The sequence below is a fragment of the Streptococcus sp. HMSC077F03 genome (assembly GCF_001812375.1).
In the GTDB taxonomy this organism is placed as follows: Bacteria; Bacillota; Bacilli; order Lactobacillales; family Streptococcaceae; genus Streptococcus; species Streptococcus oralis_S.
Genome location: NZ_KV808765.1, coordinates 1 through 13,863, shown reverse-complemented (window position 1 = coordinate 13,863; position 13,863 = coordinate 1). Strand labels below are relative to the sequence as shown.

Here is a 13,863-nt window from a genome sequence, read left to right as displayed (position 1 = left end):
ATCTCTTAAAAACTTTGTAAGATTATTTTAACCAAATAAGGATAAAAACAGGAAAATATTCCTAAATAAACCATTTTTGCGCCTAAAACGCACTTTAAAAAGCATAAACTATCATTTAAATGTAAAAAGCAGAACAAAAGTTCTGCCTGCTTAAAGTAACCGTTAAAAAATGAATGCCCAGAAATAAACTATTCTGAAATGATATTCTCTTTACTTCTATAAAGTGAGATAAATGTCATCAAAAATAATGAAATCGTAGGTAGATCAAAACATTCAAACCATGTAGGTAGATGTATCTTGTTTATATCGGCCACGATTCTAATCATTAGATAAGCCATCGAGCTAAATAATACAGTGGTCTCTGGCCAAGTTTTTTCTAGTAATTGAACAACTTTCATCTCAAACTCCAATCTGATGGTCCATCAATTCCCACTCGTACTTTCTTTTGTTTTGTACTTGTATCCTAGATAAAACAGACCAAGCAGAATTGGATAGGTTTCTGGATAAAACAGAGTATTGATCGGATTTTTCATAATCAAATACGTTGCGATATAAAGAATAATCGATACGACAAAATACCCCTCAGCAAATCCTAATAAGATTTTTTTCATAGCAGACTCCTATTTACATGCACAAAATCCTTTTCATTCAGATTGATCTTTTATAGTTTTGATTATTTTTCGTCAAATCCTTACAAAAAATACCAAAATAGCTCGAAGCAAGCAAACCAACTACAGTCCATTGCCAATCAAAGGATACTAATGAACCTGTACGAATCAGATGAAGCGCGAGATTGAGAGCTATAGCCGACAAAGGAATTACAGTAGCTAATTTAGGTAAGAGTGTATTGAGATTTAGGTTACGATTCATAGTTAATTTCCTTCTATATTTAGATTAACGTCTACTTCCTAGATAACGCCCATACATATAAGCAGCTACTCCTAATACACCCCAAGCTATTGCTGTGGAAGTAGTGACAATGAAGCCTCCTTCAGTAAGAGCCAAATCTTCTTCTGTCATGATATCAAATTTTTTATCCATTTCTTTCATTTTTCTCTCTCCTTTTTAAATAATACTGGCTAATCCAATAGCTACTCCAACCAAAATCCCTACTATTCCTAAATTAGTTCTTATTTCATTGATAATAACTAAAAGATGACTATTCAATAGCAGTTGCCATACACTAAAAATAGTTCTCTTTAAACCTTGTCTTTAGCTAAATCCAAGTAACTCATCATCAAAATAAGGATCGGAACAACTAATTCTGTTTGGAAATATTTTTCAACATTAAAGGTGATTACATTTAAATCTCCCAATATGCAAAGCACTCCAAAAATAATTAGAACTGCTCCCATTACATTTTTTAGATTTTTCATACAATTCTACTTTTATCCAAATTTACGTTTTAAATCTTGACCAATTAATCGACCACCAAGGAAAATTGCTACTCCTCCAGCAATCATGGCTATGGTAATTAAGCCACCTTCTGTATTCATCAATTCTTCTTCTGTCAATTCTGTCCATTTATTTAAATTCATTTTTTCTCTCCTTATTATTACATAAAATAGCCCCAAGCAATACCACCAATTAGTAAGACACCTCCTACAACTACAGCGGTAACCGACCCCCCATTCACATCCGTCAACTCTTCTTCTGTAAGAGCTACAAAGTTCTGTTCCATGTTGTCAAAGTTTGTCATCTTTCTTCTCCTCTATATTTTTCTATATATCTAATCTTTAACCTCTAAGCCACTTAAATAGCCAGATTGGGTAAATTACTGAAATCATTTTCTTCTCTCCTTTCTTTTCTTCTCACTTATCTATTCGAAAAACAATTCGAAAATGAACAATTCATTCATTTTTATTTTAAAAACCACTTAATAAACCACGGATAAAAACCGGTCACATACATAAACGTTCCTCCTTTTTCTTTCTCATCTCTTTATTCGCAATTTCTACTAAAAGTTTCTCTTTTTTCCGCAAATAAAAAAACAACATGACTTGCATGTTGCTTTTGGCTATTTTTTATCTTTAATAATTGCTACTACATCCGCTACACTTTGAAGTTGATCGATTTCCTCATCAGTGATTTCGATACCAAATTCATCTTCTAGTGTCAAGACAAACTCCATCAAATCCACTGAGTCCGCATCTAGATCGTCTTTCAAACTTAAGGCTTCTGTTACGTCAAAGTCTTCTCCCTGTCTCTCTTGGATAATGGTTACAATACGGTCAAAAATTTCTTTTTCTGTCATCTTTTTTATTCTCCTGAAAATTCACGCGCAGTTTGAGCAACTACGTCTGTTTCTAGCATAGTACGAATCTGACGAATCGTACTGTACACAGCCTTAGCATCACTTGAGCCATGAGTTTTTACAACTGGCGCCTTGACGCCAAACAAGACTGCTCCTCCAACATCTGAATAGTTGAGCTGTGTCTTCAACCCCTTAAGACTATCCTTGAGAAGTAGAGCACCTAGCTTCGCTCGAAGACCACCACCTGTAATAGCTGTCTTGAGCAAGCCCATAATTCCCATGGCTGTCCCTTCAATGGATTTGAGAACAGCGTTTCCCGTGAAACCATCTGTCACGACAACATCCGCAACGCCATTCATCAGATCACGCGCTTCCACGTTTCCGATAAAGTTCAAACTTTCATCAGCTACTAGCAATTCGTAAGTTTCCTTACGAAGCGGGTCGCCCTTGCTGCTTTCTGTTCCATTGTTGAGTAAACCAACACGTGGTTTCGAAACCCCACGAACATTTTTCGCATAGAAGGAACCCAAAACAGCGTATTGGTGCAGATGATGGGCTGTATTTTCCGCATTGGCTCCAAGATCTAGCATGTCAAAGCCTTTGCCATCAATGGTCGGTAAGGTCGACATGAGTCCAGGACGGTCGATATTCTTGATACGACCTACAATGAAGAATCCTGCAGCCAACAAGGCACCTGTATTCCCAGCCGAGAGGACAGCGTCTGCCTCTCCTTCTTTGACTGCCTTAGCCGCTAATACCATACTGGCATTTTTCTTCTTACGAATAGCTTTTGTAGGTTCATCATCAAAATCAATCTTCTCATCCGTATGGATAATGCTGACGCGTTCTGTCGCTGTTAGATATTGCTTGATTTTGCTTTCGTCTCCATAGAGTTGAATCTCAATATCTGAAAAGTCAGCAAGGGCTTGATTGACACCCTCAACGATGGCTTGAGGTGCGTAATCGCCCCCCATAGCATCTACTGCAATTTTTTTCATTTGTTTTCCTCTTTTAGTAATTGTCCCCAGTCTGCTAGGGAATCAATAAATTTCTTTGATTTAAGGTGAATCCCAACGTACTCTTCGTAGAGTTGATCCATAAACTTGCGTAGCTCTTGCTTGATTTCTGCCTTAAGCGAAATGGTCTCCAAGGTTTCAAAATCAATGGCTTGAAATTGATTGAGCAGATAAGGGATATTGGGATTGAGATGACAACGTCTCTCATCCTCATGATAATGCTCTGGGCAAAGGCAGGCTCCATATTTGAAAGAAAAGTCAAAGGCCTGACCCACCCGATGGCAAAAGACACACTCATTAAAATTAAGGCTGATTCCAAATCGAGTCAAGATTTGAATTTCAAAAATATTGGTTAAGACCTGATAATCTATCCCTGCTTCCATCAACTCCAGAGTCTTTCTCAAGAAAGCAAACAAGGGAGCATCCTGCTGATTATCCTGCAAACTAACATCTGCAAGAGCTGCCACATAGGTAGCATAGGCCATAACAAAGAGATCACTATTAATCTTTGGAAAGGTCATCACCTCATGGTAGTCCTCGATGTAGCTAAGCCCGTCATCATTGATTCGCAAGAGAAATCGTGCCAACACCAAGGGCTGAATAACCGGAGCTAGTTTGGACTGGCCAGCGTGTTTGACGAAAAACATGCGCTTGCCCGCCTGCTCGGTAAAAATTTTGACTAGCTTGTCATCCTCACGAAAGTTACGATTGTAGAGTACGAGACCTTGACTCGTGATAGACTGAATCATGCTTCTCTCATGTACTCCTCAAGTCGTTTCATGGCCTCTCTGATCGTTTCCATGCTGGCTGCATAAGATAGACGAACATAGCCTTCCCCATAACGTCCAAAGGCGGCACCAGGGATAAAGGCAACGGCCTTCTTATAGGCAAAATCCTTCAGAAAAGCAAAGGAGTCTTGATTGTAGCCCGCTGGAATCTTAGCAAAGATATAGAAGGCCCCATCTGGTTTGATAATCTCAAAACCAAGAGCAGTCATCTTTTCGATGATATAATCACGACGCTGGATGTATTCCTTTTTCATAGGCTCTGCGTCATTTTTACCAGCGGTCAAAGCCTCCACCGCAGCATGCTGAGCCATCGTATTTGCAGCAGTAACCAAATACTGGTGACTCTTGATTAACTGAGCTGTGAAAACCGCAGGAGCAAAGATAAAACCTAAACGCCAACCTGTCATAGCATGAGACTTAGACAAACCATTGATAATAATAGCCTGGTCTCTCAGCATAGTTCCCAGAGATACATGAGCTTCCCCTGTATAGGTTAATTCTGAGTAAACCTCATCACAGATAACAAAAATCTCATACTTGCGTAAAACGTCTGCCAAGGCTTCCAACTGCTCCCGACTATAGGTAATTCCTGTCGGATTAGCTGGATAGTTGAGAATGACAGCTTTGAGCTTGTCCCCTTGCTCCAAAATGGCCTTTTCCAACATCTCAGGAGTCAAGACAAAACCATTTTCAGTTGTATCAATCTCGACAATCTCTGCCCCAACCAGATTGACAATCGGTTCATAGCCTGGATAGGCAGGAGCTGGCAAGAGCACCTTGTCCCCCTCTTCCAAAATAGCTGTCAAAGTAGCAGATAAAGCCTCTGTCGCCCCAATTGTAACCAAAATTTCATTTTCAGGATTATAATCTAGCTGGTATTTTTCTTTTACAAAGTCGCTAGCAGCCTGGCGCAAGGTCAGTAAACCGCTCATCCCTGTATAGTAGGATTGGTTCTGGTCAATGGCCCGCTTGGCTGCCTCCTTGATATGATCTGGCGTTGTAAAATCAGGTTCCCCCAAGGTCAAACGCAAGACCCCAGGAATCTCTGTAATTGCCTGGTCAAACTGGCGAATCAAGGAAACTTGAATCTTGTCTAACTGTTTATTAAAGCGTTTGGTTAAGTCCATAGATATCCCCCTTGCTTACAGAACATAGTACTATTATACTACAAAAGCTTCCTGACCGCAAAATCCATCTGAAACCCGCATTTTTCACTTTCTGTTTTACTTTTCTTCTCGACAGGACTATAATAATAAGTGCTTATTTTCGGAGGTTTATATGTCATTTTTATCAAAAAATGGAGCAGGAATCTTGGCCTGCCTTCTCATTTCTATCGTATCTTGGTTCCTGGGAGGATTTTTCCCCGTGGTGGGTGCACCTGTCTTTGCAATTTTTGCTGGAATGCTCCTCCACCCCTGGCTCTCACCCTACAAACAACTAGATGCAGGTTTGACCTTTAGTTCAAAGAAATTGCTCCAGTATGCCGTTATCTTACTCGGTTTTGGTCTCAATATCTCGCAAGTCTTCGCAGTTGGACAATCTTCACTCCCTGTCATCCTTTCCACCATTTCGATTTCCTTGATTGTTGCCTACCTCTTCCAGCGTTTCTTTGCGCTAGACACAAAACTGGCTACCTTGATTGGAGTGGGGTCTTCTATCTGTGGTGGCTCTGCCATTGCTGCGACAGCGCCCGTTATCCATGCCAAGGAAAAAGAAGTTGCCCAATCCATCTCCGTTATCTTTTTCTTCAATGTCTTGGCTGCGCTCATCTTTCCAACTCTAGGAACCTGGCTTCACTTATCAAATGAAGGCTTCGCCCTCTTTGCAGGAACTGCGGTCAATGACACTTCCTCTGTAACGGCTACCGCCAGCTCCTGGGACAGTCTTTACCAAACCAATACCCTTGAGTCTGCAACCATTGTGAAACTCACACGCACCCTTGCCATTATTCCTATCACGCTCTTTCTCTCCTATTGGCAAAGCCGCCAACAAAAAAATAAACAAGGCGTACAACTGAAAAAAGTTTTCCCACTTTTTATCCTTTATTTTATCCTGGCCTCTCTCTTAACGACTCTCCTTACCTCTCTCGGTGTGTCTAGTAGCTTCTTCACCCCTCTCAAACAACTCTCCAAATTCCTCATTATCATGGCCATGAGTGCTATCGGTCTCAAAACCAATCTAGTAGCTATGGTCAAATCCAGCGGTAAATCCATTCTTCTTGGAGCCCTTTGCTGGATTGCCATCATCCTCACCAGTCTTGGCATGCAAGCATTGATTGGTACTTTATAATACAAAAAGGTAGCCTGCTAGCTACCTTTTTATTGCTCAAGAATTAAGCGAGTATGTTCTCTCTTAATACAGCGATTCATCACGATGTCATCGCATCCTCCAGCACGTAAGATTTCTTCCGCTTCTAGATTTTCAAGTCCCAGTTGTGCCCAAAAAATCTTAGCATCAGCCTTGAGAAAATCACGCGCCACATCTGGTAAAAACTCGCTACGTCGGTATACATTGACGATATCTACAGGGAAAGGAATCTCTTCTAGACTCGCATAAGCCTTCTCTCCCAAGATTTCCCCACCTGCAGCCTTGGGATTAACTGGAATGATTTTATAGCCCCGAGCTTGCATTTCCTTGGTCACTCGATTACTAGTTGTTTCCTCACGGTCAGACAAGCCCACTACCGCTAACGTTTTACTGGTTGCTAGATACTGACGGATCACACCATCACTTGGATTGATAAATTCTTGACTCATAGAAATCCTCCTTTTTTCTCAGTATAGCACATTTTGAAAAGGCTTGCAGATTTTGACTATAAAAATCTCCTAGCAAGAAAAGAAACCTGCTAGGAGTTCTGTCTACTTCAAGTGAAAGATTAAATCTTTTTCTCAATACAAAATAGGGGAGAAAGAGGACGTTTTTCGTGGATACGAATAATAGCATCGCCCAGAAGATGAGCAATCGAAATTTGTTCAATCTTATCAATCAAACGCTCTTCTGGTAGGTAGATAGTATCCAAAACAACCAATTTCTTAATAGCTGATTTTTGGATATTATCCATAGCTGGCCCTGAAAGAACTGGGTGCGTACAGCTTGCGTAAACTTCAACAGCACCTGCTTCAGCAAGAGCATCCGCCGCATGACAAATAGTTCCAGCTGTATCGATCATATCGTCAATCAAGATACAAGTCTTACCTTCTACCTTACCAATGATGTTCATCACTTCACTGGTATTCATCTTGTCTACACTACGGCGTTTGTCAATAATCGCAATCGGAGTTTTCAAAAACTCTGCCAATTTACGAGCACGAGTTACCCCACCATGGTCTGGGCTGACAACCACGTAGTCCGAGCCAACCATGCCACGACGTTCAAAATAGTCCGCAATCAATGGAGCACCCATCAAGTGATCTACAGGAATATCAAAGAATCCCTGAATCTGTGCAGCGTGCAAATCAATCGTCAACAAACGATCTACCCCAGCAACTTCTAGCATGTTTGCAACGAGCTTTGCAGTGATTGGCTCACGCGCGCGCGCTTTTCTATCCTGACGTGCATAGCCATAGTAGGGCATAACAACATTGACAGATTCTGCACTAGCACGCTTCAATGCGTCCACCATAATCAAAATTTCAAGTAAATTATCATTTACAGGTGAACTAGTTGATTGTAGGATAAAGACGTGTTTTCCACGGATTGATTCTTCGATGTTGACTTGAATCTCTCCATCTGAAAATTGGCGAACAGTCGATTTCCCCAACTCTATCCCAATTTCTTGCGCCACACGCTCTGCCAATTCTCTATTAGAAGAAAGGGCAAACAGCTTTAAATCAGAAAAAGACATGATTTCCTCCGGTATTTATGTATCACTTGTTTTTACACAACATTTTCCATCTACCATTGTAGCGCTTTTTCCTTTATTTTTCAATCAAAAATAAAACAAGAGTAAACATTTATACCCTTGTTTTATGCTATTTTATATTAGCTATATTAAACCTAAAAATCCTACATTTTAACAATCGATTTTATGCTAGGATGAAATTTTTTCGAGACAAAGTTAGTATACTTCTCTCATACTTCCTGTATCCACATCATAGACAGCACCTGAAATAACCACATCATCAGGAATCAGTGGAGATTCTCGAAGCAATTGCATATCCTCTCTCACACTCTCTTCAACATCCTGGAATGGTAAAAAGTCTTGATCAGACACATCGACTCCGAGCTCGTGTTTCAAATGTTCATGAAAACTTTCATTTTGAAAGGTTTGAGCTCCACAGTCTGTATGGTGAAGCACCACAATCTCTCTTGTCCCCATTTGTTGCTGGGAAATCACCAGTGAACGAATCATGTCCTCAGTTACTCGACCACCCGCATTCCGCAAGATATGAGCATCCCCAAGGGCCAAACCTAGAGCTTGCGCAACGTGTAGACGTGAGTCCATACAGGTCACGATAGCTACTCTGGTTTTGGGTTTAAGTGGCAGATTTAACTGCCCATGTAGGGCAACATAAGCCTGATTGGCTTGCATAAACTGTTCAAAATACGACACGATTCCCTCCTCAAAAATTTGATAATCAAATATTTCTCCTATCTTATCATTTTTAAGAGGATTTGTCACGGATTATGCAAAGACCTTTTTCAAAACTTCTTGAATCGTTGTCACACCAATGACTTCAATTTCCTTGAGTGGAGTGATTCCTGTCAAGGAATTCTTGGGTACATAAATCTTGGTAAAGCCCAGTTTTGCCGCTTCATTAATACGTTGTTCGATACGATTTACGCGCCGAATCTCTCCCGTCAAGCCCAACTCTCCTACAAAACATTCCTGAGGATTGGTTGGTTTATCCTTGTAACTCGAAGCAATGGCAACCGCAACAGCCAAGTCAATGGCAGGCTCATCCAATTTGACACCACCAGCCGATTTGAGATAGGCATCCTGATTTTGCAAGAGAAGCCCTGCACGTTTTTCCAAAACAGCCATAATCAGACTAGCGCGATTGAAATCAAGCCCTGTCGTCGTACGCTTAGCATTTCCAAACATAGTCGGTGTCACCAAGGCCTGCACTTCCGCAAGAATTGGACGTGTTCCTTCCATAGTCACCACGATGGACGAACCAGTCGCTCCATCCAAGCGTTCTTCCAAAAACACTTCACTAGGATTAAGAACTTCAACCAATCCGCCCGACTGCATCTCAAATATGCCAATCTCATTAGTGGAACCAAAACGGTTTTTGACTGCTCTCAAGATACGAAAGGTATGGTGACGTTCCCCTTCAAAGTAAAGCACGGTATCTACCATATGCTCCAGCATACGCGGACCAGCCAAGGTCCCTTCCTTGGTCACATGCCCTACGATAAAGATGGCAATGTTATTGGTCTTAGCCAGCTGCATAAGCTCAGCGGTCACCTCACGCACCTGAGACACAGACCCTTGCACCCCTGAAATCTCAGGAGACATAATCGTCTGGATAGAGTCGATGATGAGAAAATCTGGTTGGATGCGCTCCACCTCAGCCCTCACGCTCTGCATATTGGTCTCTGCATAGAGATAAAACTCACTATCAATATCCCCCAAGCGCTCTGCACGGAGTTTAATCTGCTGGGCAGACTCCTCCCCACTGACATAGAGAACCGTACCCACTTGAGATAGCTGGGTTGAAACTTGTAGGAGAAGGGTTGATTTCCCGATTCCTGGATCCCCACCGATGAGGACGAGACTTCCTGGTACCACTCCGCCTCCAAGCACACGGTTGAATTCCTCCATCTCCGTCTTGGTTCGATTGACATTGATGGAAGTCACCTCAGCCAGTTTCATAGGCTTGGTTTTTTCACCTGTCAAGGACACTCGTGCATTCTTGACCTCGGCAACCTCAACCTCTTCTACAAAAGAAGACCAAGACCCACAGTTAGGACAACGCCCTAGATACTTAGGTGAATTATATTCACAATTTTGACACACAAATGTCGCTTTTTTCTTTGCTATAATAATTCTCCTTTTACGGTTACTCCGAAAGAATGCCACTTATACAATGTATTTTGAAATTTATTCTGGTTGGCAACTCCGACAGCAGACAAATCGACAGAAACCTGATAATTCTCCTTGACAGCTGCCAAAACGGAAGCCTTGACACAGAAATTGCCATCTACCCCTATAAACTCTATGCTCTTAGCACCATTTCCCTCTAAAAAATCTTTTAAATCTGGATTAGTAAAGCAAGAAGCCCGACACTTCTCAAAGATACGAGAAGATACAACTAACAAGTTGGTCGCAAATTTCTTCTTTCTATCTTTTCTCTCCCAGAAAAAACGATTGAGAATATAGATAACTCGGTCGCTGGGATAAGTAGCAATTTTGTCATTTACAGCTGCAGTCAGTTCTTCATGATAGGCTTTTCCTACAGCAACATAATCTGACTGCATGTCTACAACTAATAAATAGTCTGCCATTTTATCCCTCTATTTCCCTGTCGATCCAAATCCACCAGTCCGCACGCCATCTGCCTCATCTCCATCTGCAATCAAGAAAGGAGCAAAGACAGCCTGAACCACACGTTCCCCAACTTCGAGAACCACTTCCTGATCAGTAATATTTTTCATCTGAGCAAAGATATGTCCTTCATTCCCTGGATTGCCATAATAGTCTCCGTCAATGACACCCACAGAGTTAATCAAGACCAAGCCTTTTTTACGAGGGTTTGAAGAACGGTCATAGAGATAGAGCACCTCTGTCGGTTGCATATAAGCCTTAACTCCTGTTGGGACCAATATAATCTCACCTGGCGCAATGACAGTTCGTTCGGCAACCTTTAAATCGTACCCAGCTGCATGAGCTGTCTCACGCTTAGGCAACAAATTTTCATCTGTAAAACTCGAAACCAATTCAAAACCACGAATTTTCATATTTTTCTCTTTTCTATAATCATTTATTCTAGGCTATTTTATCTTATTTATTCGAAAAAAGCACGAAAAAAGAGCACACAATTCACATCGCTTAGGGCTGCTGGATTCCTCCCCTGACCCGCTTCACGCAGAACTGTTGCTCCACTATTCATTATACCACATTCCCCTCTGTTTTTAAAGAGAAATTATTTTTTCCGTCGATTTCGGAAAAAGTCCTGCATAATCGCTGCACAATCATCTTCCAAAATTCCCGTTTCCACTTCTACACGATGATTGAGACGCTCATCTGTCAAAATATCGTACAAGCTCCCAGCTGCACCAAATTTCTGGTTTTTAGCCCCGTAGACTACCTTTGGAATACGGGCAAGCCCAATCGCCCCGCTACACATGACACAAGGCTCAATGGTCACAAAAAGCGTACAATCCAGCAGTCGCCAACTCTCTTCACTCACATTCGCATTCTCTATAGCCATGATTTCTGCATGCATGACCGCCCGTTGCAACTCCTCGCGCGCATTATGCCCCCTACCAATGATTTCTCCATCCTTGACAATCACACAACCAATTGGAATTTCATCGTGTTCTAAGGCAATCTCAGCCTCTCTCAAAGCCTCTCTCATAAAAGCTTCTTTTTCTTCAACTGTATAATTCATTGATTATTCCTTTTCCTACTTGTCGATTCTATTATATCATGATTCCCAAGACAAAAAAAGCCACCGAATGCGGTGACTTAATAGGGAGATTATTATGAAAAAGAAAAGTTTAGGATATTTGTTACAACAAGTTAGGAGGTCTTCTTGTAACTGTCTATAGTATACCCGACCTATCTTAAACTAATCTTAAAAATCTCCTATGACCAAACACTTTCTAAAATATTAGTTTGTTCACGATCAGGACCTACTGAGAAAGTTGAGATACGAACACCAACCAACTCGCTTACACGACGAACATAGTTACGTGCATTCTCAGGAAGGTCTTCTAAATTACGGACTCCAGTGATGTCTTCTGACCAACCTGGCAATTCCTCGTAGATTGGCTTGCAACGTTTCAACTGCTCAAGACTAGCAGGATAGTAATCAATACGTTGACCATCAAGATCATAGGCCACACAGATTTTCACAATATCCAAACCACTCAAAACATCGATAGAGTTCAATGAAAGATTGGTAATCCCAGATACACGGCGGCTGTGACGCATCACAACTGAGTCAAACCAACCCACACGACGTGGACGACCAGTTGTTGTACCGTATTCATGACCTACTTCACGGATGCGATCTCCCACTTCATCAAATAATTCAGTTGGGAAAGGTCCGTCTCCTACACGACTTGTGTAGGCTTTACATACACCTACAACCTTGTCAATCTTACTTGGGCCAACACCAGACCCAATCGTCACACCACCAGCGACAGGGTTTGACGACGTAACAAATGGATACGTACCTTGGTCGATATCTAGCATAACGCCTTGCGCACCTTCAAACAGCACACGTTTGCCATTATCAAGCGCATCATTCAAGATAACAGATGTATCTGTCACGTATTGCTTGATTTGTTGACCATACTCATAGTATTCTTCAAAAATATCGTCAACTGAAATAGGGGTGCTATCATATAATTTTTCAAACAAACGATTCTTTTCCGCAAGATTACGTTCCAAACGTTCACGGAAAATATCCTTATCCAAAAGATCCGCAATACGAATTCCAACACGAGCAGCCTTGTCCATATATGCTGGACCGATTCCCTTGATAGTAGTCCCGATTTTATTGTCGCCCTTAGCTTCTTCTTGTAGACGGTCTAATTCAATATGATATGGCAAAATAACATGCGCACGATCAGAAATACGCAAGTTATCAGTTGTCACACCTTCCTCATGAAGATAGCGCAACTCTTTGACAAGGGATTTTGGATTCACGACCATCCCATTCCCAATAACAGAGATTTTTTCAGGAAAGAAAATTCCAGATGGAATCAAGTGCAACTTAAATTTCTTACCATCAATCACAATCGTGTGACCAGCATTATCACCACCTTGATAACGAGCAATTACCTCTGCATTAGCTGAAAGAAAATCTGTAATTTTCCCTTTACCTTCATCACCCCATTGGGTACCTACAACAACAACTGAAGTCATAATAAAAATCGTCTGAGCTACTAGGAGCTCGTCCTTTCTCATATACATGGCAGGAATTCCACCCGCAATTATATCTTACAATTTATTATAAGAAAAAAACACTATTTTATCAAGAAGAAACAGTAGAAAAGATTTGGAAATTCTTTCATTTCTAAATATAAAAACCTTTGATTATAAGCTAATTCTATATTTTTTAAAATATAACTACAACAATCGTTCGTAATTATGATATAGATACTTCCTATTGGATGAGAGTGGTACCACCTTGCAGGAATTTATCTAGATATAGACGATAAGCTGTTTTAAAGTGATATAGTGAAAAGTCCCTATCACTTTTTATTTTAAATCGGATTAAATAATATAGTAAAAACCGAAGATGAAGTGATTCCCACTCTGAACAACTCTGACCTAAAGAGGCATATTCTTGTTCAACTAGTTTCAAAAAGACAAATGCTCGATCATAAAATTTCTGAAGCATATAAAAATTCCCTTTCTTATTAGTAACACTAGTCTAACAAAAAAAGGAACTAAAAAAGTTTCAAATCCTATAAAAGAAGAATTTAAAGCTAAACGAACTAAAAATAAAATAAAGAGGTAATTACAGATTTAAAAATTAAAATTTGAAATTTCAACAATCCACTATATTTATAAATAAAAAAACGCTCAGTTGAACGTTTTGATTTATACTCCGCCAGTAGGACTCGAACCTACGACATCATGATTAACAGTCATGCGCTACTACCAACTGAGCTATGGCGGATAAAA

20 protein-coding genes, 1 tRNA gene and 1 other RNA gene are annotated in these 13,863 nt (G+C 40.7%); 1 reads left to right on the top strand and 21 read right to left on the bottom strand.

Features of this window, described 5'->3' with window-relative positions; all coding sequences use genetic code 11:
* Positions 1 to 422 precede the first annotated feature (422 nt).
* The 10 genes from HMPREF2853_RS02835 to HMPREF2853_RS02800 form a co-directional block, all read right to left on the bottom strand.
* On the bottom strand, positions 423 to 611 hold the full coding sequence (locus HMPREF2853_RS02835; protein ID WP_000722236.1) for a hypothetical protein: 189 nt from the start codon (positions 609 to 611) through the stop codon (positions 423 to 425).
* A gap of 37 nt (positions 612 to 648) precedes the next feature.
* Positions 649 to 870: a hypothetical protein gene (locus HMPREF2853_RS10160; RefSeq protein ID WP_001081404.1), complete on the bottom strand. Its 222-nt coding sequence runs from the start codon at positions 868 to 870 to the stop codon at positions 649 to 651.
* A 24-nt stretch (positions 871 to 894) separates the two neighbouring features.
* Positions 895 to 1,050 carry a hypothetical protein gene (locus HMPREF2853_RS09970; protein ID WP_000661692.1) on the bottom strand — a complete coding sequence of 52 codons (156 nt, stop codon included), beginning with the start codon at positions 1,048 to 1,050 and terminating at the stop codon, positions 895 to 897.
* 149 nt (positions 1,051 to 1,199) lie between these two features.
* Positions 1,200 to 1,376 carry a hypothetical protein gene (locus tag HMPREF2853_RS09965; protein ID WP_000793177.1) on the bottom strand — a complete coding sequence of 59 codons (177 nt, stop codon included), beginning with the start codon at positions 1,374 to 1,376 and terminating at the stop codon, positions 1,200 to 1,202.
* Positions 1,377 to 1,388: 12 nt separating this feature from the next.
* Entirely contained in the window at positions 1,389 to 1,538 is a 150-nt protein-coding gene (locus tag HMPREF2853_RS02825; RefSeq protein ID WP_001052546.1) for a class IIb bacteriocin, lactobin A/cerein 7B family, read from the bottom strand.
* Between the two features lie 17 nt (positions 1,539 to 1,555).
* The gene (locus HMPREF2853_RS02820; protein WP_000180838.1) at positions 1,556 to 1,699 is read right to left on the bottom strand and encodes a class IIb bacteriocin, lactobin A/cerein 7B family; all 144 of its coding nucleotides are present in this window, start codon (positions 1,697 to 1,699) and stop codon (positions 1,556 to 1,558) included.
* A 318-nt stretch (positions 1,700 to 2,017) separates the two neighbouring features.
* Positions 2,018 to 2,254, bottom strand: a complete 237-nt coding sequence (locus HMPREF2853_RS02815) for an acyl carrier protein (protein ID WP_045593788.1) — start codon at positions 2,252 to 2,254, stop codon at positions 2,018 to 2,020.
* 5 nt (positions 2,255 to 2,259) lie between these two features.
* The gene (plsX, locus tag HMPREF2853_RS02810) at positions 2,260 to 3,252 is read right to left on the bottom strand and encodes a phosphate acyltransferase PlsX (RefSeq protein WP_070534767.1); all 993 of its coding nucleotides are present in this window, start codon (positions 3,250 to 3,252) and stop codon (positions 2,260 to 2,262) included.
* Positions 3,249 to 4,019: a DNA repair protein RecO gene (gene recO / locus HMPREF2853_RS02805; RefSeq protein WP_070534765.1), complete on the bottom strand. Its 771-nt coding sequence runs from the start codon at positions 4,017 to 4,019 to the stop codon at positions 3,249 to 3,251. The genes plsX and recO overlap by 4 nt, the downstream gene beginning before the upstream one ends.
* Positions 4,016 to 5,185, bottom strand: a complete 1,170-nt coding sequence (locus HMPREF2853_RS02800; RefSeq protein WP_070534763.1) for a pyridoxal phosphate-dependent aminotransferase — start codon at positions 5,183 to 5,185, stop codon at positions 4,016 to 4,018. The genes recO and HMPREF2853_RS02800 overlap by 4 nt, the downstream gene beginning before the upstream one ends.
* Before the next feature lie 151 nt (positions 5,186 to 5,336).
* Between HMPREF2853_RS02800 and HMPREF2853_RS02795 the strand changes: the two genes are divergently transcribed.
* Positions 5,337 to 6,347, top strand: coding sequence for a YeiH family protein (locus HMPREF2853_RS02795; RefSeq protein ID WP_070534760.1), 1,011 nt, complete (start codon positions 5,337 to 5,339; stop codon positions 6,345 to 6,347).
* Between the two features lie 29 nt (positions 6,348 to 6,376).
* Here the strand turns inward: HMPREF2853_RS02795 and HMPREF2853_RS02790 are convergent, their stop codons facing one another.
* From HMPREF2853_RS02790 to HMPREF2853_RS02740, 11 genes are all read right to left on the bottom strand, one after another.
* Positions 6,377 to 6,814, bottom strand: coding sequence for a CoA-binding protein (locus tag HMPREF2853_RS02790; RefSeq protein WP_070534759.1), 438 nt, complete (start codon positions 6,812 to 6,814; stop codon positions 6,377 to 6,379).
* 119 nt (positions 6,815 to 6,933) lie between these two features.
* On the bottom strand, positions 6,934 to 7,902 hold the full coding sequence (locus HMPREF2853_RS02785) for a ribose-phosphate diphosphokinase (protein ID WP_000010174.1): 969 nt from the start codon (positions 7,900 to 7,902) through the stop codon (positions 6,934 to 6,936).
* A 213-nt stretch (positions 7,903 to 8,115) separates the two neighbouring features.
* The gene (locus HMPREF2853_RS02780; protein ID WP_002876632.1) at positions 8,116 to 8,610 is read right to left on the bottom strand and encodes a beta-class carbonic anhydrase; all 495 of its coding nucleotides are present in this window, start codon (positions 8,608 to 8,610) and stop codon (positions 8,116 to 8,118) included.
* Positions 8,611 to 8,682: 72 nt separating this feature from the next.
* Positions 8,683 to 10,020, bottom strand: a complete 1,338-nt coding sequence (gene radA / locus HMPREF2853_RS02775; RefSeq protein ID WP_254765534.1) for a DNA repair protein RadA — start codon at positions 10,018 to 10,020, stop codon at positions 8,683 to 8,685.
* 20 nt (positions 10,021 to 10,040) lie between these two features.
* On the bottom strand, positions 10,041 to 10,508 hold the full coding sequence (locus tag HMPREF2853_RS02770; RefSeq protein WP_000796430.1) for an isochorismatase family protein: 468 nt from the start codon (positions 10,506 to 10,508) through the stop codon (positions 10,041 to 10,043).
* 9 nt (positions 10,509 to 10,517) lie between these two features.
* Complete coding sequence (locus tag HMPREF2853_RS02765; protein ID WP_000701976.1) at positions 10,518 to 10,961, bottom strand: dUTP diphosphatase; 444 nt, start codon at positions 10,959 to 10,961, stop codon at positions 10,518 to 10,520.
* A 54-nt stretch (positions 10,962 to 11,015) separates the two neighbouring features.
* Positions 11,016 to 11,114, bottom strand: an RNA gene (ffs, locus tag HMPREF2853_RS02760) — signal recognition particle sRNA small type.
* 32 nt (positions 11,115 to 11,146) lie between these two features.
* Positions 11,147 to 11,614, bottom strand: a complete 468-nt coding sequence (gene tadA, locus HMPREF2853_RS02755) for a tRNA adenosine(34) deaminase TadA (RefSeq protein WP_001110098.1) — start codon at positions 11,612 to 11,614, stop codon at positions 11,147 to 11,149.
* A 197-nt stretch (positions 11,615 to 11,811) separates the two neighbouring features.
* Positions 11,812 to 13,098 carry an adenylosuccinate synthase gene (locus HMPREF2853_RS02750; protein ID WP_070534815.1) on the bottom strand — a complete coding sequence of 429 codons (1,287 nt, stop codon included), beginning with the start codon at positions 13,096 to 13,098 and terminating at the stop codon, positions 11,812 to 11,814.
* Positions 13,099 to 13,339: 241 nt separating this feature from the next.
* Positions 13,340 to 13,576 (bottom strand): sigma(X)-activator ComW, encoded by a 237-nt coding sequence (comW, locus tag HMPREF2853_RS09995; protein ID WP_000939509.1) that lies wholly within the window; start codon positions 13,574 to 13,576, stop codon positions 13,340 to 13,342.
* A gap of 208 nt (positions 13,577 to 13,784) precedes the next feature.
* Positions 13,785 to 13,858: transfer RNA gene (locus tag HMPREF2853_RS02740), tRNA-Asn, on the bottom strand.
* Between the last annotated feature and the right edge of the window lie 5 nt (positions 13,859 to 13,863).

Excerpts from the sequence above, each read along its gene's own strand:
- HMPREF2853_RS02835 (WP_000722236.1), bottom strand. The coding sequence starts at position 611 with ATGAAAAAAATCTTATTAGGATTTGCTGAGGGGTATTTTGTCGTATCG.
- HMPREF2853_RS10160 (WP_001081404.1), bottom strand. The coding sequence starts at position 870 with ATGAATCGTAACCTAAATCTCAATACACTCTTACCTAAATTAGCTACT.
- HMPREF2853_RS09970 (WP_000661692.1), bottom strand. The coding sequence starts at position 1,050 with ATGAAAGAAATGGATAAAAAATTTGATATCATGACAGAAGAAGATTTG.
- HMPREF2853_RS09965 (WP_000793177.1), bottom strand. The coding sequence starts at position 1,376 with ATGAAAAATCTAAAAAATGTAATGGGAGCAGTTCTAATTATTTTTGGA.
- HMPREF2853_RS02825 (WP_001052546.1), bottom strand. The coding sequence starts at position 1,538 with ATGAATTTAAATAAATGGACAGAATTGACAGAAGAAGAATTGATGAAT.
- HMPREF2853_RS02820 (WP_000180838.1), bottom strand. The coding sequence starts at position 1,699 with ATGACAAACTTTGACAACATGGAACAGAACTTTGTAGCTCTTACAGAA.
- HMPREF2853_RS02815 (WP_045593788.1), bottom strand. The coding sequence starts at position 2,254 with ATGACAGAAAAAGAAATTTTTGACCGTATTGTAACCATTATCCAAGAG.
- plsX (WP_070534767.1), bottom strand. The coding sequence starts at position 3,252 with ATGAAAAAAATTGCAGTAGATGCTATGGGGGGCGATTACGCACCTCAA.
- recO (WP_070534765.1), bottom strand. The coding sequence starts at position 4,019 with ATGATTCAGTCTATCACGAGTCAAGGTCTCGTACTCTACAATCGTAAC.
- HMPREF2853_RS02800 (WP_070534763.1), bottom strand. The coding sequence starts at position 5,185 with ATGGACTTAACCAAACGCTTTAATAAACAGTTAGACAAGATTCAAGTT.
- HMPREF2853_RS02795 (WP_070534760.1), top strand. The coding sequence starts at position 5,337 with ATGTCATTTTTATCAAAAAATGGAGCAGGAATCTTGGCCTGCCTTCTC.
- HMPREF2853_RS02790 (WP_070534759.1), bottom strand. The coding sequence starts at position 6,814 with ATGAGTCAAGAATTTATCAATCCAAGTGATGGTGTGATCCGTCAGTAT.
- HMPREF2853_RS02785 (WP_000010174.1), bottom strand. The coding sequence starts at position 7,902 with ATGTCTTTTTCTGATTTAAAGCTGTTTGCCCTTTCTTCTAATAGAGAA.
- HMPREF2853_RS02770 (WP_000796430.1), bottom strand. The coding sequence starts at position 10,508 with ATGGCAGACTATTTATTAGTTGTAGACATGCAGTCAGATTATGTTGCT.
- HMPREF2853_RS02765 (WP_000701976.1), bottom strand. The coding sequence starts at position 10,961 with ATGAAAATTCGTGGTTTTGAATTGGTTTCGAGTTTTACAGATGAAAAT.
- tadA (WP_001110098.1), bottom strand. The coding sequence starts at position 11,614 with ATGAATTATACAGTTGAAGAAAAAGAAGCTTTTATGAGAGAGGCTTTG.
- HMPREF2853_RS02750 (WP_070534815.1), bottom strand. The coding sequence starts at position 13,098 with ATGACTTCAGTTGTTGTTGTAGGTACCCAATGGGGTGATGAAGGTAAA.
- comW (WP_000939509.1), bottom strand. The coding sequence starts at position 13,576 with ATGCTTCAGAAATTTTATGATCGAGCATTTGTCTTTTTGAAACTAGTT.